The sequence below is a fragment of the Bradyrhizobium sp. 14AA genome (genome assembly GCF_054185205.1).
On the sequence record NZ_JAVAYM010000008.1, the window covers coordinates 28,375 to 47,805 of the forward strand.

At 65.4% G+C, this 19,431-nt stretch carries 14 protein-coding genes; 11 read left to right on the forward strand and 3 right to left on the reverse strand.

Going from position 1 to position 19,431, the window contains the following annotated elements; all coding sequences use genetic code 11:
* The first annotated feature begins 32 nt into the window (after nt 1-32).
* Complete coding sequence (locus RAD15_RS16385; protein WP_458179173.1) at nt 33-1,520, forward strand: flavin-containing monooxygenase; 1,488 nt, start codon at nt 33-35, stop codon at nt 1,518-1,520.
* On the opposite strand, the gene RAD15_RS16390 is transcribed toward RAD15_RS16385, so the two are convergent.
* Nucleotides 1,505-2,230, reverse strand: a complete 726-nt coding sequence (locus tag RAD15_RS16390; RefSeq protein WP_458179174.1) for a GntR family transcriptional regulator — start codon at nt 2,228-2,230, stop codon at nt 1,505-1,507. The genes RAD15_RS16385 and RAD15_RS16390 overlap by 16 nt on opposite strands.
* Before the next feature lie 177 nt (nt 2,231-2,407).
* On the opposite strand from RAD15_RS16390, the gene RAD15_RS16395 reads away from it, so the two are divergent.
* The 6 genes from RAD15_RS16395 (at nt 2,408) to RAD15_RS16420 (ending at nt 9,703) form a co-directional block, all read left to right on the forward strand.
* Nucleotides 2,408-3,310 carry a VOC family protein gene (locus RAD15_RS16395; RefSeq protein ID WP_458179175.1) on the forward strand — a complete coding sequence of 301 codons (903 nt, stop codon included), beginning with the start codon at nt 2,408-2,410 and terminating at the stop codon, nt 3,308-3,310.
* Nucleotides 3,307-4,914, forward strand: a complete 1,608-nt coding sequence (gene mhpA, locus RAD15_RS16400) for a bifunctional 3-(3-hydroxy-phenyl)propionate/3-hydroxycinnamic acid hydroxylase MhpA (RefSeq protein WP_458179176.1) — start codon at nt 3,307-3,309, stop codon at nt 4,912-4,914. Before RAD15_RS16395 ends, mhpA begins: the two co-directional genes overlap by 4 nt.
* Nucleotides 4,911-5,759, forward strand: a complete 849-nt coding sequence (locus RAD15_RS16405) for a fumarylacetoacetate hydrolase family protein (protein WP_458179177.1) — start codon at nt 4,911-4,913, stop codon at nt 5,757-5,759. The genes mhpA and RAD15_RS16405 overlap by 4 nt, the downstream gene beginning before the upstream one ends.
* Nucleotides 5,760-5,870: 111 nt before the next feature.
* On the forward strand, nt 5,871-7,196 hold the full coding sequence (locus RAD15_RS16410; protein ID WP_458179178.1) for an MFS transporter: 1,326 nt from the start codon (nt 5,871-5,873) through the stop codon (nt 7,194-7,196).
* 102 nt (nt 7,197-7,298) lie between these two features.
* The gene (locus RAD15_RS16415; RefSeq protein ID WP_458179179.1) at nt 7,299-8,372 is read left to right on the forward strand and encodes a hypothetical protein; all 1,074 of its coding nucleotides are present in this window, start codon (nt 7,299-7,301) and stop codon (nt 8,370-8,372) included.
* A gap of 155 nt (nt 8,373-8,527) precedes the next feature.
* The gene (locus RAD15_RS16420) at nt 8,528-9,703 is read left to right on the forward strand and encodes a YncE family protein (protein WP_458179180.1); all 1,176 of its coding nucleotides are present in this window, start codon (nt 8,528-8,530) and stop codon (nt 9,701-9,703) included.
* A gap of 36 nt (nt 9,704-9,739) precedes the next feature.
* Here the strand turns inward: RAD15_RS16420 and RAD15_RS16425 are convergent, their stop codons facing one another.
* Complete coding sequence (locus tag RAD15_RS16425; RefSeq protein WP_458179181.1) at nt 9,740-10,531, reverse strand: ABC transporter substrate-binding protein; 792 nt, start codon at nt 10,529-10,531, stop codon at nt 9,740-9,742.
* Between the two features lie 244 nt (nt 10,532-10,775).
* On the opposite strand from RAD15_RS16425, the gene RAD15_RS16430 reads away from it, so the two are divergent.
* On the forward strand, nt 10,776-11,969 hold the full coding sequence (locus RAD15_RS16430; protein WP_458179182.1) for an efflux RND transporter periplasmic adaptor subunit: 1,194 nt from the start codon (nt 10,776-10,778) through the stop codon (nt 11,967-11,969).
* Between the two features lie 12 nt (nt 11,970-11,981).
* The gene (locus RAD15_RS16435; protein WP_458179183.1) at nt 11,982-15,140 is read left to right on the forward strand and encodes an efflux RND transporter permease subunit; all 3,159 of its coding nucleotides are present in this window, start codon (nt 11,982-11,984) and stop codon (nt 15,138-15,140) included.
* Nucleotides 15,141-15,441: 301 nt separating this feature from the next.
* On the opposite strand, the gene RAD15_RS16440 is transcribed toward RAD15_RS16435, so the two are convergent.
* Nucleotides 15,442-16,614: an MFS transporter gene (locus RAD15_RS16440; protein ID WP_458179184.1), complete on the reverse strand. Its 1,173-nt coding sequence runs from the start codon at nt 16,612-16,614 to the stop codon at nt 15,442-15,444.
* 60 nt (nt 16,615-16,674) lie between these two features.
* Between RAD15_RS16440 and RAD15_RS16445 the strand changes: the two genes are divergently transcribed.
* Nucleotides 16,675-17,475, forward strand: coding sequence for an AraC family transcriptional regulator (locus RAD15_RS16445; RefSeq protein WP_458179185.1), 801 nt, complete (start codon nt 16,675-16,677; stop codon nt 17,473-17,475).
* Between the two features lie 370 nt (nt 17,476-17,845).
* The gene (locus tag RAD15_RS16450) at nt 17,846-19,198 is read left to right on the forward strand and encodes a malonyl-CoA decarboxylase (protein WP_458179186.1); all 1,353 of its coding nucleotides are present in this window, start codon (nt 17,846-17,848) and stop codon (nt 19,196-19,198) included.
* Nucleotides 19,199-19,431 lie beyond the last annotated feature (233 nt).

Below are 19,431 nucleotides of genomic sequence, written 5' to 3' on the forward strand. Positions count from 1 at the left end.
TTGCGCGAAACACATCGATTGCGAGCAAACCCATGGTCAGCCCCAAGCATGTCTGCGTGATCGGCGCCGGCGTCTCCGGCCTTGCCACCGCCAAGGCGTTCTCAAGCCGCGGCCACCGCGTCACCATCGTCGAGCGCAGCGCCGATCTCGGCGGCGTCTGGGAGCCGGCGCGTTCCTACCCTGACGTGCAGACCCAGAGCCCGAAGGATCTCTATCGCTACACCGATCGCGCCATGCCGGAGGCCTATCCGGAATGGCCGACCGGGCCGCAGGTCCATGTCTATCTCGCCGATTACGCCAGGAGCTTCGGCCTCGACCGCATGCTGCGCCTCAACACCGAGGTCGCCGGCATGGCACGGCGCGCCGACGGCAGACCGGGCTGGACGCTCACCCTGAAGAAGGACGGCGCGACCACGAGCGAGGATTTCGATTTCGTCGCGGTCTGCATCGGGCAGTTCAACGAGCCGCGCGAGCTGCATTGCCGCGGCGAAGGCAGCTTCCTGGACCAGGGCGGCCAGATCCTGCACTCGTCGAAATACGGCGATCCGGCGCTGGCAAAAGGTCGCCGCGTCATCGTGCTCGGCGGCTCGAAGTCCGCGACCGACATCGCCGTGAACGCGGTGAAATCAGGCGCGCGCGACGTCACCATCGTGATGCGCGAGCCGGTCTGGCGCATTCCCTATTTCATCGGCGGCCTCGTGAACTTCAAGCGCATCCTCTACATCCGCGCGCAGGAGGAGATGTTTCCGGGCTGGGGCGCGAGTGCAATGGCGCGGCTTGCGCACCGCATCGCGGCGCCGTTGATCTGGGCCAACTGGCGCGGGCTGGAGAGCCTGCTCAAGGCGCAGCTCAAGCTCGGCCGCTGCAAGATGGTGCCGAAGGACCGGATCGAGGACGGCGTCAATTGCTCGGTGCCGATCGCAACGCCGGGCTTCTATCCGATGGTCGCCGACGGCCGCATCAAGGCGGTGTTCGGCACGTTCGATCATTATGAAGGCGACAGCATCGTGATGAGCGGCGGCGAACGCGTCGGTGCCGACGTCGCCGTGCTCGCGATCGGCTACAAGCTCGGCGTGCCGTTCCTGCCCGAGGCCTGTCAGCAGAAGCTGGTCGATGCCGACGGGCAGTACCGGCTCTACCGCCTGATCGCCAACCCCGACCTGCCGGAGCTCGGCTTCGTCGGCTTCAACTCCTCGTTCTGCACCGTGCTCTGCGCCGACCTCGCTGCCAACTGGCTGGTGCGCTACGCCGACGGCCAACTCGCCAACCAGCCGACGGCGCGCCAGATGCACGACAACATCGAGATGATGCTGCACTTCAAGCGCGTCGAGCGGCCGGCCGCCGGCGTCTATGGCGGCCTCTGCGTCGCGCCCTATCACTACCGCCATTTCGACGAGCTGATGGCCGACATCGGCACGAAGAACCAGAAGCGTGGCGGGCTCGCGGGGCACTTCCAGCCGCCGGACGCGGATGCCTATGCGAAATTCCTGGCCACGGCGCCGGACTATCGCGCTGCGTGAGGCGTATCGGACTTCGGCAGCACCGTCTCCAGATCGGAATCGATCACGTCCGCCGTGCGCTGATAGTGCTGCTGAAGCAGCGCGACGGCGTCATCCGTCTTCCGGTCGAGCACGGCTTGAAGGATCTGCGCGTGCTCGGTCCCGATCTTGCGGACCGGATAGGCCTTTGCGATCGACATCATGCGGTAACGGTAGAGCCGGTCGGCGAGCTGCTCGCAGAAGCCGAGCAGCGGGCGCGAGCCGCATAGCCCGATCAGCGTCGCGTGGAAGGCGCGGTGCGCCTTCTCCCAGTCGGGATTGTCCTCGAACTTGTCCGGATCGAGCGAGCGCGGCGTACGGTCGAGGCGGTGATGCGTCACCAGAAGCGCTTCCTCCCAACCTTGCGTCGCGTTCTGCATGGATTCGCGCAAGGCAAGGCCTTCGACCCAGCAGCGCGTCTTGGTCAGCTCCTGAAGCTCGTCCTTGCTGACCGGCTTCACGTAGAAGCCGCGCTGCTCCATGCCGACCACGAACTCCTCCGTGGTCAGCCGGTTGAGCGCCTCGCGCAGCGGGGTCTGCCCGACATTGTAGTGCTCCATCAGGAACCGCGACTGCAGCTTGCGACCGGGCGCAAGCCGCGTGGTCAGGATGTCGGCCTTGAGGCGGGCATAAATGCTCGTCGCCAGCGTCGCCGGCGCGTCGGTCTTCGGGCTCGACAGGTCAGAGCTCATGGCCGTCTCACTGATTCATCGAGGTTTTTTGTACATCATGAGGTGCACGGGCAATAATTTATAAATTATCTATTTACTGAGCCGTTTATACATATTATTCGTTTCGCCAACAACAACCGGCTCCGTGGCGATCCGCATCAATTCGGGCGCGCCCTCTGCCTTTGTCGAGGAAGCCCGATGTCCGATTTTCCGGTGGTCGCGTTGCGCAGCGTCGAGATCACGACGCCGCGCCTCGGCGCCTCGGCCGATTTCTACGCGGAGGTCTGGGGCCTCGATGTTGCCGCGCGAGCCGAGGGCACGGTCTATCTCGCGGCGACGGGCGCGGACTTCCACGTCGTCGAGCTGACGCAAGGCGAGCGGGTGGCGCTCCGCAAGGTCACGTTTCGCGTTCGCTCGCGCGACGATCTCGACCGCCTGTTCGCCTGCGCCCGCGACGCCGCCTGCGAAATCGTCGCGCCGCCGGGCCCGTCGCGCGCACCGTCCGGCGGCGAGCATTTCGTGATCCGTGAGCCGCAGGGCTGCTGCATGGAGTTCGTCCATGGCGATCGCACCAAGGCGGCGCGCCGCGTGGCCGACCGTCCCGAGCGGCTCGCCCACGTCAACATCAACAGCGCCGACATCGAAAAGCTCTCGGCCTTCTACCAGCAGGTGCTCGGCTTCCGCCTGACCGACCGCTCCAAGCTGATGGCGTTCCTGTGCTGCAACAGCGACCACCACGCCGTCGTGCTCGCGGACGCGCCGGTCAACGGCCTCAACCATATCGCCTTCCTGATGCCGGACCTGGAATCGGTGATGCGCGGCTCCGGCCGCATGGTCGATCACGGCTTTCCGATCGGCTGGGGCGTCGGCCGGCACGGGCCCGGCGACAACGTGTTCGCCTATTTCGTCGACCCGACAGGGGTCGTCGTCGAATACACCGCCGAAGTCTTGCAGGTCGACGACAGCTACCGCGCCAAGGGACCGGCGGAATGGGTCTGGCCGCCGGGACGCACCGACCAATGGGGCATCGCGCCGCCCAAGAGCGAGGCCTGCAAGACAGCGCAGCTCTCTGTGCTGTTCGATACGGGTCGCCGCGCATGACGACGTCTCCGGCCACCACGGACCATGATGTGCTCGTCGTCGGCTTCGGGCCGACCGGCGCCGTCGCCGCCGGCCTGCTCGGCCGTCTTGGCCATCGTACGCTTGTCGTCGACCGCCTCACCGACATCTACGACAAGCCGCGCGCGATCGCGCTCGACCACGAGATCTTCCGTCACTTCGACAACATGGGATTGGCCGATGCAATCGCGCCCCATGTCGAGCCTTTCACTGCCTCCGAGCATTTTGGCGTCGACCGCCAGCTGATCCGCCGCGTCCACATGGTCACCAAGCCCTACCCGCTCGGCTATACGCCGAGCATGGTGTTCAGCCAGCCGCCGGTCGAGGCGGAGCTGCGTCGTCACGCCCAGAGTTATGCCTGCGTGAAGGCCGAACTCGGCGTCGAGCTGGTCGGTCTCGTGCAGCGCCCCGACCGCGTCGAGGCGACGTTGAAGGACGCAGACGGACGATTGCGAACGGTGACGGCGCGCTACGTGATCGGCTGCGATGGTGCCTCGAGCACCGTGCGGCCGATCGCCGGCATCGCGCTCGAAGACCTGATCTTCGACGAGCCCTGGCTCGTGGTCGACGTGCGGGTGAACGAGGACGCGCTCGCAAAGCTGCCGCAAAACTCCGCGCAGTTCTGCAATCCGGCGCGGCCCGTGAGCTTCCTGATCGGCCCGAAGAACCATCGTCGCTGGGAGATCATGCTGCTGCCGGGCGAGGACCCGCAGCAGATGGCGCGGCCGGAGAACGTGTGGAAGCTGCTCTCGCCGTGGCTGACGCCGGAAGATGGCGAATTGTGGCGCGCGGCGTCCTATCGCTTCCACGCGCTGGTCGCCGCCGACTGGCGCAACGGCCGCATCGTCATCGCCGGCGACGCCGCGCACCAGCAGCCGCCGTTCATCGGACAGGGCATGTGCCAGGGCCTGCGCGATGCGACCAACCTCGCCTGGAAGCTCGACCGCGTGCTCAAGGGCTCCTCGCCCGAGACGCTGCTCGACAGCTACACGGCGGAACGCAAGCAGCACGTGATCGAGCTGACCGGCAAGATCAAGGCGATCGGCCAGTCGATCTGTGAGCGCGATCCGGCCGCCGCGCGACGCCGCGATGCGCAAATCCTCGTTGAAGGCGGCGGCAAGCCGCTCGAAATCACGCGGCAGGAAATCATCCCGCCGCTGCGCACGGGCTTGCTGGCGGAACAGGATGGAGCCGCGCGCGGCAGCCTGTTTCCGCAACCGGTGGTCCTGCGCGACGGCGCGCCCTGCCTGCTCGACAAGATCACCGGGCCCGCCTTGCGGGTGTTCATCGACGGCCGCCGCAGCGATGCGGCCCCTCTCATGACGCTGTGCGCGGTGCATCCGGAGCTGACAGCAACGACGATCGCGCCTGCCGGCGCCGGCGCATCCGCCATGCTCGAAGAGACCGACGCCGTGCTGGCCCGCTGGTTCGACCGTCACGGCGCCGTCGCCGCGATCGTGCGGCCCGATCACTACGTGTTCGGCACCGCGCGCAACGCATCCGAGCTCGACAGTCTCTTGCGCGAGATCACGTCGCGCCTGCACGGCCATTCCAATCCGGATCTGAAAATGGAGAAGACAGCATGAAACTCGCAACCGTTGCTATCGAGGGACGAACCACCTGGGGCCTCGTCGAGGGCGACAATTTCCTCGATGTCGGCGCCGTGCTCGCCTCCCGCTATGCCGATCTCCGGGCCGCCATAGCCGGCGCGCTCGCAGGCGTCGCGGACGCCAAGTCCAAGGCGACCGCCACGCCGCTTGCCAACCTCACCTGGCTGCCCGTCGTTCCCAACCCCGACAAGATCCTGTGCGTTGGCCTGAACTACGAAACGCACCGCAAGGAAACCGGCCGCGCCGAGGTCGAGCATCCCACCATCTTCTCGCGTTATGCCAACAGCCAGACCGGGCATCTGAAGCCCATCATCCGGCCGCGCGTTTCGACCGATCTCGATTTCGAGGGCGAGCTCGCGGTCGTCATCGGCAAGGGCGGACGCTACATCTCACGCAGCGAGGCGATGGGGCACGTTGCCGGCTATGCCTGCTACAACGACGGCAGCATCCGCGATTTCCAGCGCCACACCCATCAGTTCACGCCGGGCAAGAATTTCCCCGACACCGGCGCATTCGGCCCGTGGATGATGACGCCGGACGAGCTCGGCGAGCTCGCAGAGCTCAAGCTCACCACCCGCCTCAACGGCCAGGTCGTGCAGGAAGCGCAGATCAAGCACATGATCTTCGATATCCCGCGCCAGATCGAATATTGCTCGACCTTCACCCGGCTCGAGCCCGGTGACGTCATCGTCAGCGGCACGCCCGGCGGCGTCGGCGCCAAGCGCACCCCGCCGCTGTGGATGAAGCCCGGCGACATCGTCGAGGTCGAGGTCGAGAAGCTCGCCATCCTGCGCAATCCGGTCGTCGACGAGGCGAAGTAGGCGATCCGTTCGACACATGCCCTGGCGGCAGCGAGACTGCCTCGCTGCGCCGCCGGGGCGGCACGCCTGATCCGAGACGACGCAAAGCAAAAGCCAAAGATGGGGAAACGCATGAGCAACACCGCCGAGGTCATCACCGGAACGACCGACCGCGCAGAAGCGGCGCCGATCACGTCCGCGTTCCGCAAGCTCGTGGTCGCATCCTCACTCGGATCGGTGATCGAGCATTATGATTTCTTCATCTATGCCTTCACCGCTCCGGTCGTGTTCGATCGCTTCTTCTTCCCGAAAATGGATTCGACCGCGAGCATGCTGGCGGTCTACGCGACATTCGCGGTCGGCTTCGTCGCCCGTCCGCTCGGCGGCATGGTGTTCGGCCATTATGGCGACCAGCTCGGCCGCAAGGCGATGCTGACGATCACCTTCGTGCTGATGGGGATCGCGAGCTTCCTGATCGGCTGCCTGCCGAGCTACGATTCGATCGGGCTGCTGGCCCCAATCGCGCTCGTCGCCCTGCGCTTCGTGCAGGGCTTTGCCTTCGGCGGCGAATACATGAACGCGGTGTCGCTGACGCTGGAGAATGCGCCCACGGCAAGGCGCGGCTTCTTCGCCTCCTTCGTCAACGCGTCCGGGCCGATCGGCGTGATCCTGGCCTCCGGCTTCATCGCACTGCTCGGCTTCGTCTCGACGCCACAGGATTTTGCGCAATGGGTCTGGCGCGTGCCCTTCGTGCTCAGCCTCGTGCTGGTGGCGCTCGGCACCTACATCCGCCTCCAGGTCGATGAGTCGACCCTGTTCAAGGCGGTGCAAGCCTCGGCCGCGCGACCGAAAGCGCCGCTGCTCGACGTGGTGCGATCATGGAAAAAATCGGTGCTGTTCGGCTGCCTCGTAAACATGGCGCACAGCACGTTCCAGTACATGAGCACGGTGTTCGTGCTCGGCTATGCCGTGAAGACGCTGGGCATGGCGCAGTCCAACGTCACCTTCGGCACCATGATCGCCAATGTGCTGGAGATGTGCATGGTGCCTTTGATCGCGAGCTATTCGGACCGCTTCGGCCGCCGTCCATTCATCGCACTCGGCATCCTGCTGGCGGCGGCCTGGTACCCGATCTACTTCCAGCTGGTCGCGACCAAGGACCCGACGCTGCTCATCATGGGCCTCGTCGTCTCGATCGGAATCATCCACGCGCTGATGTTCGCGCCGGAGGCGGCTTTCACAGCGGAGCTATTTCCGACCGAGGTCCGTGTCAGCGGCTCCTCCCTCGGCAAGCAGCTCGGCATCATCCTGGGCGGCGGCATCGCGCCCCTGGTCGGCACCGCCCTGATGGCGTCGAGCGGCAGCTTCACCCCCGTGATCCTCTATTTCGAGGTGATCGCGGCCTGCGCCTTCATCGGCATCCTGCTCGCCCCGGAAAGCGCGAAACGCGCGCTGTAGGCAAAGGACCGTAGCCGGAGGCCCGATTGCATCTCGCCAGCCTCCGCGTCTGACGTTTACGATCTCCCCGGCCGCGATTCGACAGGCGCCGGGGAACCCGCCATGGGACCGAGATATCTTGTTGCCGCAACCTTGACCGCCCTCGCCCTGTTCGTGACGACGCCCGCCGTCGCACAGCAGGGCACGCCCACGGCACGACAAGCCGAGGCGCTCGCCACCTACGAACGCGCGCTTGGCGGCTTCAAATCGATCCTCGCCGAGCGGCGGCGCCAGATCGAGGCGAAGGAGCCGCTGCCAAACCTGCCGGGACAGGCGCTTTATCTCGCGCGCGTCGCCGTGATCAGCAGCTACAAGGACCTCACCGACGCCATGCCGTCGCGGATCGGCCGGCCCAACAAGTTCGAGATTCCTCCTGCCTATTTCGATGCCGACATCGAGCCTCTGGTCGACGAATACGCTGACCTCTTCGAGATCATGGAGGCGCCGCCTACCGGCGCGCAGAATTCGCCGACGCCGTTCAAGGACGTCGTCGATCTCGCCGCTGCGATCGCGCGCGCCAAGGGGCTTGCGCCTCAACACGCCGAAGCTGCGGGGCGCATCAGCCTCGGACTGTTCTACGCGGAGACGAACGGCAAGCAGAATGTCCGCAATGCGCGCTCGAACACCTATATGGGCAGCTTCCAGACCGGCCCGTCCGAGGACCGCAATGGCCGCGGGAAATGGGAGGCGATCAAGGGCGAGATCGCGGCGGCCGATCCGGCGCTGAACGCGCGCGACGACAAGGAGGAGGCGCGCGCCCGCGGCACCGATCACCGCTTCAATCACTGGACCAACGTGCGCGACGGCCTGATGAACGCGCATGCGGATCTGTTCCGGGAGATCCCGGGAATCGTGAAGACGCTGCCCGACCCGATCGACCAGATGAAACTGTTCGAGCTGATCCAGATCGTTCCGACCCCGACCAGGTCCGCGCTCAAGTCGGGCGATCTCCTGAACTATCGCGTGTCCAGCCCCACCATCATGAAGCATCTGCGCAACAACAGCATCTTCGCATTCGGCCAGGCCGACCGGGCGCGCAGCTCGGCAAGCTTCCGCGAAATTCTCGCCGCGATGTGGCTGTTCAACCGGAAGTTCGAGAAGGCGATGGCGAAATACGCCGAGATCAAGCCGCACTGACGGCGCCCTCCTCGCGCGCTCCGCTCCGTCATCGCCGGGACGCGTCATGCCGCTTTATTCCGCGGGCGAAGAAAAAATGATCGAACCCAGGTTGTTGCGTGACGCCCCAGGTTGTATTTAGCTTTGGCGGACAAGAACAGATTTCAGGGGGAAACATGAAAGCCGCATTTCGCAGGCACGCGCGCCATGCCGCGTCAGCTCTGATCGCAACGTCCCTGGCTGGCCTTGCCAATGTCGCCGCGCGCGCCGAAATCGTCGTCACCGCCAATGACGGCAAGATGGTGCTGGAGAACGGCAATGCCGTGGTGCGCAAGCAGCCGCTGCCGGATACGGTCAGCGTCATCGACCTCACCGATGGTGCCCTGAAGCTGCTCGGCGAGGTGCCGGCCCCTGCCAGCGTCGTCGGTCCGCCGCCGAGCGTGGCGATCGCACCGGACGGCACCTACGCGCTCGTGACGGGCGCGATGAAGCTCGATCCGGCGGATGCGACCAAGACGGTGCCCGATGACAAGCTCTCCGTCATCGATTTGAAATCATCTCCGCCGAAAGTGCTCGCGACGCTTCAGGCAGGAGCCGGTGCAGCCGGTGTTTCGATCAACCGCGCAGGCACGCTGGCGCTGGTCGCGAACCGCAGCGAAGGCACGGTCTCGGTCTTCACGATCAACGGCAGCGCGCTGACGCCGGCCGGCAAGATCGCGCTCGGCGACGCCAAGTCGGGTCCGAGCCACGCGATCTTCTCCCGTGACGGCGCGACCGCCCTCGTGACGCGCGACGGCGACAGCAAGATCTCGCTTCTCACCGTGGACGGGACCAAGGTCGAGTACGCCAAGCGCGACCTCACTGCCGGCATCCGTCCCTACGATATCGATCTCACCGGCAGCGCCGCAGCGGTCGTCGGCAATGTCGGCGCCGGCACGGGCGACAACGACACGATCAGCCTGATCGACATGACCGCGAAGCCGATCCGCGTCGTCTCGACGGTCAGCGTCGGGCAGACGCCGGAGGCCGTGAAGATGTCTCCGGACGGCAATCATGTCGCGGTCACCGTCATGAACGGCTCGAACAAGCCGTCGGCCTCGCCCTTCTTCAACGATTTCGGCCTGCTCAAGGTCTACAAGATTTCGGGCACCGAGCTTGCGCCGGTCGCGGAAGCGAAAATCGGCCATTGGTGCCAGGGCATGGTGTGGTCGAAAGACTCCAAGCATGTCGTGGCCCAGTGCATGGTCGAGAACGAGCTGATCGCGTTCTCGTTCGACGGCAAGGCGCTGAACAAGACATCCACGCTCAAGATGCAGGTGAGCCCCGCGGGCATTCGCACCGCGGAGCCATGAGGCCGATACACGGCGCAGTCATCCTGCGCCGCCTGCCTACTCGGTACGGATCGGCGAGTCCTTCAGTCCGTTGTTGTCATAGGCCTTGCGCAGGGTGCCGTTCGTCACGGCGTCGTTCATGAACTTGGTGACGAACGCCAATGCCTGGCTGTGACCGGGCGGGACGGCGACAGCCGTCACCGTCTTCTTGAACGTCTCGTCCAGCACCTTCGCCCCCGGAATCTTCTGCGCCATCTTGTTGAGCTGGTCGCGCGACAGCGCGAAGGCGTCGATCTCGCCGCTCTTCAGGAGGCCGAAGATCTCGTCATAGGTCTGATAGCCCGTAACCTTCGCATTCTTCAGATGGGCCATCGCGCCGCGCATGGTGGTCGTGGCATTGACGGCCGCGACCTTGATGCCGGGCTGGTCGAGGGTGGCGAAATTGCTGACGTTCGATCCGGGCTTTACGATGTAGGTGGCGTCCGCGACCTCGTAGATCGGGCCGAACATCATCCTGGCCTCGCGCTCGGGGTCCTTGGGCAGCCAGGTGACGTCCCAGGTGTTCTTGCCGGCCGCGTCGGTGATCTGCCCGGAATTCTGGTGCACGACATATTCGACGGGGACACCGAGCTGCGCGGCCATCTCCTTGCCGAGATCGACGGGGACGCCGGCATAGCCTGCTTCCGTCTTGGTCGACCAGAATGCGCCGCCCGCCGGGCTGATCGCGATCGCGACCCGCAGCTTGCCGGTGGGTGCGATCTCGTCCTTCAGGCCATCGGCTAGTGCCGGCATGGCGACCGTCGCGGCAAGAACGAGGCCGGCAAGGGCCGATTGGAGGGACGTTGGCATGTCATGTTCTCCTGACCTTTTCTTCTTCGCTTCTTCCCGGCTGCTTCGCGCACCATCGCACGGTCCTTGCCGTAATTCTGGTCGATCGTGCGCTCGGTGAAAAGCGGTTTGTCGTGACAAATCTGTCAAAGGCCACACCGCCGTTTGCAGTGCAAGGCCGGCGACCGCCATGGCTATGGTGTTCCACGGCCGGGCATTTGTTGGTAGCCTGCCGCACCGACAGACAATCATCGGGGGCGACCGAATGACCTCAGCGAATCCCGCATCTCCCGCACGACGCAATGACGCGTGGAGACAGGCCGGGCGGGCACTGGCCGCCGCGATAGCCGTGGTCGCGCTCGCGGGCTGCGAGGACAAGAACGCGTTCGTGGCGCCGCCGCCGCCGAAGGTGGACGTGGCAACGCCGGTGCAGCGTCCGTTGACGCGCTACATCGAGGCCACCGGCAACACCGCGCCGATCAAGAGCGTCGATCTGGTCGCGCGCGTGCAGGGCTTTCTGCAATCGATCGACTATCAGGACGGCAGCTTCGTCAAGCAGGGCACCCAGCTGTTCACGATCGAGCCCGAGACCTACAAGCTCAAGGTCGACCAGGCGAAGGCCGCGGAGGTCGGCGCGCAAGCCACGGTCAAGCAGGCCGAAGCCGATTACAAGCGGCAGGTCGACCTCGTGCAGCGCCAGGCGGTCTCGCAGTCCACCTTGGACACCTCGACATCGACCCGCGACAACGCTCAGGCCAACCTCCAGCAGGCCCAGGTCAATACGAGGCTCGCCGAGGTCAATTACGGCTACACCAAGGTCACCGCGCCGTTCGACGGCATCGTCAGCGCGCACCTGGTCTCGGTCGGCGAGCTCGTCGGCGTCTCCTCCCCGACCCAGCTCGCGACCATCGTCGCGATGGACCCGATCTGGGTGAACTTCACGGTCAACGAGCAGGACGTCCTTCGCATCCGCGCCGAAGCGGCGCGCCGCGGGCTGACCGTCGCCGACCTCAAACAATTGCCCGTCCAGGTGGGCCTCCAGACCGAGACTGGCTACCCGCATGAAGGCCACCTCGACTACGTCTCGCCGACCCTCAACACATCGACCGGCACGCTCGCGGTGCGCGGTGTCGTGCCCAACGACAAGCGGGCGCTGCTGCCCGGTTATTTCGTCCGGGTACGCGTGCCCTTCGACCAGGAGAAGAGCGCCCTCCTCGTCCCCGACACCGCGCTCGGCAGCGACCAGGGCGGCCGCTATCTCCTGGTGGTCAATAGCGACAATACGGTCGAGCAGCGCAAGGTGCAGATCGGGCCGACCGACAACGGCCTGCGCGTGATCGAAAGCGGCCTGAAGCCTGACGACCGCGTGGTGACCGCGGGGCTGCTGCGGGTGATCCCGGGCCAGAAGATCGACCCGCAAGTGACGAAGATCGAGCAGCCGCAGGCGTCTGCCAAATAGGAGCCGCCGGCCATGATCTCCAAATTCTTCATCGAGCGGCCGGTCCTCTCGAACGTCATCGCGCTCCTGATGATCCTGATCGGCGGCGTCGCGCTGTTCAACCTCGCGATCGCGCAATACCCTGATGTGGTGCCGCCGACCGTGCAGGTCACCACGCGCTATCCCGGCGCCAGCGCCAAGACCGTGATCGACACGGTTGCCTTGCCGATCGAACAACAGGTCAACGGCGTCGAGGACATGCTCTACATGCAGTCCTACAGCGGCTCCGACGGCACCTACACGCTGACCGTCACCTTCAAGATCGGCACCGACCTCAACTTCGCGCAGGTGCTGGTGCAGAACCGCGTCTCCAGCGCACTGGCACAACTGCCGCAGTCGGTGCAGAACCAGGGCGTCACCGTCCAGAAGAAATCGACCTCGATCCTGCTGTTCGTGACGCTGACCTCGCCGGACGCGAAGTACGACAGCCTTTACCTGAGCAACTACGCCACCATCAACATTCGCGACGAGCTCTCCCGCCTGCCCGGCGTCGGCAACGTCACGGTGTTCGGCGCCGGCCAGTATTCGATGCGGGTCTGGCTCGATCCGAACAAGCTGCAGGTCCGCGGCCTCGTCCCGCAGGACGTCATCAACGCGATCCAGCAGCAGAGCCAGCAGGTCTCGGCCGGCCAGGTCGGCGCGCCGCCGACGCCGCCGGGCCAGGCGTTCCAGTACACGCTGAACGTCAACGGACGGCTCGACGACACCACCCAGTTCGAGAACATCATCGTCAAGTCGGGCACCAGCGGCGATGTCACGCGGGTGCGCGACGTTGGCTGGGTCGAGCTGGGCGCGCAGACCTACAGCCAGATCTTCTCGCTCAACAAGCAGCCCGCCACCGGCATCGGCGTGTTCCAGTCGCCCGGCGCCAACGCGCTCCAGGTCGAGCAGGCCGTCGAGAAGAAGATGGCCGAGCTCGCCAAGCGCTTCCCGGAAGGCATCAAATACGACACGCCGTTCGACACCACCAAATTCGTCGAGGCCTCGGTGCACGAGGTCTACATGACGCTGATCGAGGCCGGCCTTTTGGTGCTGGTCGTGATCCTGGTGTTTTTGCAGGACTGGCGCGCGATGCTGGTGCCCGCGACGACGGTGCCCGTCACCATCATCGGCGCCTTCGCCGCGATGGCGGCGCTCGGCTTCACCATCAACATGTCGACGCTGTTCGCGATCGTGCTCGCGATCGGCATCGTCGTCGACGACGCCATCGTGGTGGTGGAAGGCGCGGCCCACAACATCGAGCAGGGCATGAACGGCCACGACGCCGCGATCAAGGCGATGGACCAGCTGTTCGCACCGATCGTCGGCATCACGCTGGTGCTGATCTCGGTGTTCCTGCCGGCCTCGTTCCTCGCGGGACTCACGGGGCGCATCTACTCGCAATTCGCGCTGGTGATCGCCGCGACCGCGCTGTTGTCCGCCATCAACGCGGCGACGCTGAAGCCGACGCAATGCGCGCTCTGGCTGCGGCCGACGGTGCCGCCGGAGCAGCGCAATTTCTTCTATCGCGGCTTCAACGCGGTCTATGACCGGATCGAGCACGGCTACACGCGGCTGATCACCTTCCTGGTCCGGCACGCCACGGTCTCGGTCGCGCTCGCGCTGATCCTGATCGGGATCGGCGGCTACGGCCTGTCGCGGGTGCCGACCGGCTTCCTGCCGATCGAGGACCAGGGCTATCTGATCGCCGCGATCCAGCTGCCCGACGGCGCCTCGCTGGAGCGGACCCAGAAGGTGCTCGACAAGGCCGCCGACATCATCAAGGAGACGCCTGGCGTGGCGCAGGTCATCACCATCGCCGGCATCTCCGCGCTCGACAGCAGCGCGAGCCTTGCCAATGCCGGCGTTGCCTACATCATCCTGAAGGATTGGGACGCGCGCAAAGGCCCCGGCGAGGATCTGCGCTCTCTGGTCTTTGGCCTCAACGACAAGCTCGCCGTGATCATGGAGGCGCGTACCATCGTGCTGCCGCCGCCGCCGATCCAAGGCATCGGCAATGCCGCCGGCTTCTCGATGCAGGTCGAGCTGCGCGACGGCAACAGCGATTTCGCCAAGCTGCAGGCGATCACCGGCGCGATGGTCTCCAACGGCCAGAGCCAGAGCGCGCTGCAGCGCGTGCAGTCCTCGTTCCGTTCCTCGGTGCCGCAATTCAACGTCGAGGTCGACCGCATCAAGACCCAGACGCTGCACGTGACGCCGGACCAGGTGTTCTCGGCGCTGTCGACCTATCTCGGCTCGTCCTATGTCAACCAGTTCAACAAGTTCGGCCGCGTGTTCCAGGTGTACACCCAGGCCGATCCGTCGTTCCGCGTCACCGAGCGCGACATCGCCAACATGCAGGTGCGCAACTCGAACGGCGACATGATCCCGATCGGCACCGTCGCCAAGATCACGCCGGCCACCGGCCCGTCGCTGATCAGCCTCTACAATCTCTATCCATCCTCGACCATCATCGGCCTGCCGGCGCAGGGCTATTCCTCCGGCCAGTCGCTGAAGCTGATGGAGGAGATCGCGGACAAGACGCTGCCGCCGGGCACCGGCTATGAATGGACCGCGATGTCCTATCAGGAGAAGGCCGTCTCCAACCAGATCTACTGGGTGTTCGGGCTGGCCATGCTGCTGGTCTATCTCGTGCTCGCCGGCCAGTATGAGAGCTGGTACGCACCGATCTCGGTGATCCTCGCCGTGCCGCTGTCGCTGATCGGGCCGATGCTGATCCTCAACAGCCTCAAGATCGACAACAACCTCTATTGCCAGATCGGCCTGATCCTGCTGATCGCGCTGTCGGCCAAGAACGCCATCCTGATCGTCGAGGTCGGGCTGGAGCTGCACGGCCGCGACGGCAAGCCGATCCTGGAAGCGGCGATCGAGGCGGCCCGCGCCCGCTTCCGTCCGATCCTGATGACCTCGTTCGCCTTCATCCTCGGCGTCGTGCCGCTGGTGCTCGCGACCGGCGCCGGCGCCAGCGCGCGCAAGTCGATCGGCATCACGGTGTTTTCGGGGATGCTGGCCTCGACCTGCCTCGCGGTGCTGTTCGTGCCGGCCTTCTTCGTGGTGGTGCAGCGCTTCGAGAACTGGCGCGCCTCGAAGAAGGCGCCGAAGGTGCAGCCGGTCGCGGAGGTGAAGCCGTAGGTTTTCCGCCGGCTAACACAAAAACGCGAAAACAACCCCATGCACAGTAGGGATGGGGTTGAAAAGGCTCGATAAATTTCGGTCTTGCCGAAATGACTTGCTCCGTCGGGCAAAACACCGGCATAATGGCATCATGAGCGAACGTTGGGCGAGGTGCCCGGCCGCCGCCGCCCCATCCCCGTCATTGCCGCCTCCTTCGTCATTGCGAGCGCCGCGAAGCAATCCAGAGTCCCTCCGCGGGGACGGTCTGGATTGCTTCGTCGCAAGAGCTGCTCGCAATGACGAGTGGAGAGAGCCGCCCTCACACCGCCTGCGGCGACCTGATCTCGCGCGGCAGGATGATCGCGGCTGCAATCGCCAGCAGGCAGAGGGCGGCGAAGGCGTGCAGCATGGTGACGAAGCCGCCCTGCTCGTAGAGCCAGGCGACGAGCCCCACGGAGGCGCCGGCCGCGGTGAAGCCGATGAAATAGCGCACGGCATAGGCGCGCGAGCGCCATTCCTCGCTGGTGTATTTGCCGACCATGGCGTCGTTCACGGTAACCTGCCCGAACGCGCCCATGACGATGCCGATCGAGACCAGGATCAGCGGCAGATTGCTCAGGCTCGCGGCCAGATACAGGAATGGCGCCAGCATGAAGGACAGCGGCAGCGCCACCGTCTTCAGCGAATAGCGGTCGAGCAGCCGGCCGATCGTGTATTGCGTCATCGCGCCGAACACGTAGACGCAGGCCGCGATGACGCCGAGCAGCGCCGGGCTCTTGGTGAGATCGGCGAGGCGCTCGGCAAACAGTTTTGGCAGCGCCACGGTGACGGCGTTGAACGTCGTCGAGATCGCGATCACGACGATCAGCAGCGACAGGATCACGCGCCACATGTCCTGCTTGGCGACGCGCGCCTGCGCCGCCGCCTGCTTGGAGCCCTTGCGGTCCTCATGCACGACCATCATCGCGAAGGCGATGCCGATCAGGATCGTGACTATGCCGGGGACGATGAAGGCAAAGCGCCAGCCGAGATATTGGCCGATCACGCCGGTGACCAGCGCCGACGAGGCCACGCCGAGATTTCCCCAGACGCCGTTGATCCCCATCTCGCGGCCGAGCCTGTCGGCGTAGGACACGATCATCGCCGTGCCGACGGGATGGTAGATCGAGGCGAAAATGCCGATCGCGAGCAGCGCGGCGCCGAGTTGCGCCGGAGTCTGCACGAAGCCGACCGAGATCATGGAGAGGCCGATGCCGACGAAGAAGATCAGCATCATGTGGCGGCGGCTCCAGCGGTCCCCGAGCCAGCCGGTGAGCAGCGAGCCGGCGCCGAAAGCCACGAACCCCGGTGTCGCGTAAGGCAAAAGTTCCGAATAGGCCATGCCGAGCGCCGGCCCCATGATGATCACGGCGGCGGCGAAGATCAGCATCGAATAATGGTCGATGAAATGACCTGCATTGACAAAACTGATCACCCGGCTGGGGCTATTCATTCCGAATCCTCACTTGTTCCGAAATGAGTTATATGTCGCGGGCATGACGAGGTGCTGCCAATGACTGTCTTGGAAACGCCAATCCTGAGGGAGGTCCGGGGCAACCACCGCTCGACCGCGGGCGTGCACCTGGTCGCCCGCGACTATCCCAAGGGCATGCGGATCGATCCGCACCTGCACCGCGAGTCGCAGCTGATCTATGCGGCACGCGGCACCATGCAGGTGACGACGCCCGGGGGTCGCTGGCTGGTGCCGCCGGACCGCGCGGTCTGGGTGCCGGCCGGGCTCGAGCACGCCCTCGACCTGCTCGCCGACATCGAGATGCGCACGCTGTATTTCGACCTGTCCTGGCTGAAGCGCGAGCAGCGCTATGCGGGACTGACCAGGGAATTCGTGGTGCGGGTGTCGCCGCTGCTCAACCAGGCGATCCTCGCGCTGTTCGACGCGCGCAACACCGAGGAGCGGACCGAGCTGCTGATCCGCCTGGTGATGCTGGAACTGCACCAGGCCGAGGATTCCGCGACCTTCGTGCCGCTGCCGCACGAGCCGCGCTGCCGGCGCGCGGCCATGATAGTGCTCGACGATCCCACCGGCCTGCACGACATCGACACGCTGGCGCGCGAGGTCGGAACCTCGGCGCGGACGCTGTCGCGGCTGTTTTCGACGCAGACGCAGCTGAGCTTCAAGAGCTGGTGCCAGCGCGCCAGGATTGCGGCGGCGATCCAGCTTCTATCGACGGATGCCAACGTCTCGGTGAAGCAGCTCGCCACCCAGCTCGGCTATGCCAGCGTGCCGGCGTTCTCGGCCGCGTTCCGTCAGGTGACCGGGCGGACGCCGACGGAGTTTGCGGGGAAGGGTTGAGGTAGCCGCCAAGCCGCAAGAACTCGTAGGGTGGGCAAAGCGACTTGTCCGCCGTAGCTCGAAGAGCGAAGGCGGAAGCGTGCCCACCAATTCTTTCGCGGCTGTCGAGGGATGGTGGGCACGGCGCAAGTGCGCCTTTGCCCATCCTACGGCAGCGCGGCAAGACGTGGATGGCCGGGGCAAGCCCCGGCCACGACGCTGTGGAAGCTGCGGTGCCTCATGCGTTTGTCGCGTCCCCACCCGGCATGACGGCATTCTCCAAACGCAAGGCCCAACTAAAGATGCCGCATTCCTCTGCTTGATTGTGATCGGCTTCCGCTTAAATCCCGTGTAAGCTTCCGCACCGCACAAACCTGATACGAAAGCCCAGATGGCCAACGCCTTCTTCTCCGACCTGCTCACCACGATCTCCGAGCGTGGCCGCACGCTGCTGCGCCGCGGGGATTCCGCTGACACCAGGCAGGACGCCGGCGGATTGATCGCGCTCTGCGGCGCGCTGCTGTCGGGCCGGGGCGAAGCCTCCGGCACCGCGATGGCGCGCGAGGTGCTTGATCTCTATCAGGAGCTCGATGCGGCGGGACGCCGCGCCTTCTTCGAGGCGCTGGTGCGCGATTTCGGCCCGGACCGGGAACGCCTGTCCAAGGCGATCGAGAAATGGCGCGCCGCGCCGAGCGACGAGGACGCGAGCTCGCTGCACTTCGCCTCGGAGCCGCGGCGGCAGGAACTGATCCGCCGTCTCAACCGCGCGCCCGGCGGCACCGGCGATCTCGTCAACATGCGCGCCGACCTGCTCGGCATGATGAACGGACACGCCGATCTCGCCGCGCTCGACCGCGACGTCTCGCATCTTCTCTCTTCGTGGTTCAACAGGGGGTTTCTCGTGCTGCGCCGGATTGACTGGTCGACCCCGGCCAACATCCTCGAAAAGATCATCCGCTATGAAGCCGTGCACGAGATCTCCGACTGGGACGACCTGCGCCGCCGCATCGATCCGGTCGACCGCCGCTGCTACGCCTTCTTCCATCCCGCGATGGTCGACGAGCCCTTGATTTTCGTCGAGGTGGCGCTGACCGAGACGATCCCCGGTGCGATCGCGCCGCTGCTCGCGGTCGATCGCCAGCACCTGCCGATCGAGCGCGCACGCACCGCCGTGTTCTATTCGATCTCCAACACCCAGCGCGGTCTTGGCGGCATCTCCTTCGGCAGCTTCCTGATCAAGCAGGTGGTGGAGGAGCTGCGCCGCGAGACGCCGAAGCTCGACAATTTCGTGACGCTGTCGCCGGTGCCCGGCTTCATGCCATGGGTGAAGCAGGACAAGGATTTGCCGCTGACGGACGAGGATCGCGAGATCCTGAAGCGCCTCGACGATCCCAAATGGTTCGAGAACCCCGAGACGACAACGCTGCTGCGCGCGGTGCTGGAGCCGCTCGCGGCGCACTACTTCCTCAAGGCGCGCACGCCGAAGGGCAAGCTGATCGATTCGGTCGCCCGCTTCCATCTCGGCAACGGCGCGAGACTCGAGCGCATCAACTGGCTGGGCGATCTCTCGCCGAAGGGCGTGCGGGAATCCGCCGGCGTGATGGTCAACTACCTCTATCGCCTCGACAACATCGAGAAGAACCACGAAGCCTATGCCAATGACGGCGAGGTGGTGGCGTCCAGCGCGGTGAAGAAGCTGCTGAAGGGCGAAGGGCGAAGGCTGCTGGATATGCGGTTGTCGTAGCCCCGCTGTCATTGCGAGCGCAGCGAAGCAATCCAGACTGCGGCCTTGCGGAAAGACTCTGGATTGCTTCGCTACGCTCGCAATGACGGAGAATGTGGTCGCATCTCGCCTCCACTGCGCGGCGCGGGCCATGACAGAGGGCCCAGCTCTCTCCACCGTCATTGCGAGGAGCCCTTGCGACGAAGCAATCCAGACTGCCTCCGCGGAGAGATTCTGGATTGCTTCGCTGCGCT

What these genes read in the sequence shown, in the direction of transcription:
- RAD15_RS16385 (WP_458179173.1), top strand. Translation starts at nt 33, where the DNA reads ATGGTCAGCCCCAAGCATGTCTGCGTGATCGGCGCCGGCGTCTCCGGC.
- RAD15_RS16390 (WP_458179174.1), bottom strand. Translation starts at nt 2,230, where the DNA reads ATGAGCTCTGACCTGTCGAGCCCGAAGACCGACGCGCCGGCGACGCTG.
- RAD15_RS16395 (WP_458179175.1), top strand. Translation starts at nt 2,408, where the DNA reads ATGTCCGATTTTCCGGTGGTCGCGTTGCGCAGCGTCGAGATCACGACG.
- mhpA (WP_458179176.1), top strand. Translation starts at nt 3,307, where the DNA reads ATGACGACGTCTCCGGCCACCACGGACCATGATGTGCTCGTCGTCGGC.
- RAD15_RS16405 (WP_458179177.1), top strand. Translation starts at nt 4,911, where the DNA reads ATGAAACTCGCAACCGTTGCTATCGAGGGACGAACCACCTGGGGCCTC.
- RAD15_RS16410 (WP_458179178.1), top strand. Translation starts at nt 5,871, where the DNA reads ATGAGCAACACCGCCGAGGTCATCACCGGAACGACCGACCGCGCAGAA.
- RAD15_RS16415 (WP_458179179.1), top strand. Translation starts at nt 7,299, where the DNA reads ATGGGACCGAGATATCTTGTTGCCGCAACCTTGACCGCCCTCGCCCTG.
- RAD15_RS16420 (WP_458179180.1), top strand. Translation starts at nt 8,528, where the DNA reads ATGAAAGCCGCATTTCGCAGGCACGCGCGCCATGCCGCGTCAGCTCTG.
- RAD15_RS16425 (WP_458179181.1), bottom strand. Translation starts at nt 10,531, where the DNA reads ATGCCAACGTCCCTCCAATCGGCCCTTGCCGGCCTCGTTCTTGCCGCG.
- RAD15_RS16430 (WP_458179182.1), top strand. Translation starts at nt 10,776, where the DNA reads ATGACCTCAGCGAATCCCGCATCTCCCGCACGACGCAATGACGCGTGG.
- RAD15_RS16435 (WP_458179183.1), top strand. Translation starts at nt 11,982, where the DNA reads ATGATCTCCAAATTCTTCATCGAGCGGCCGGTCCTCTCGAACGTCATC.
- RAD15_RS16440 (WP_458179184.1), bottom strand. Translation starts at nt 16,614, where the DNA reads ATGAATAGCCCCAGCCGGGTGATCAGTTTTGTCAATGCAGGTCATTTC.
- RAD15_RS16445 (WP_458179185.1), top strand. Translation starts at nt 16,675, where the DNA reads ATGACTGTCTTGGAAACGCCAATCCTGAGGGAGGTCCGGGGCAACCAC.
- RAD15_RS16450 (WP_458179186.1), top strand. Translation starts at nt 17,846, where the DNA reads ATGGCCAACGCCTTCTTCTCCGACCTGCTCACCACGATCTCCGAGCGT.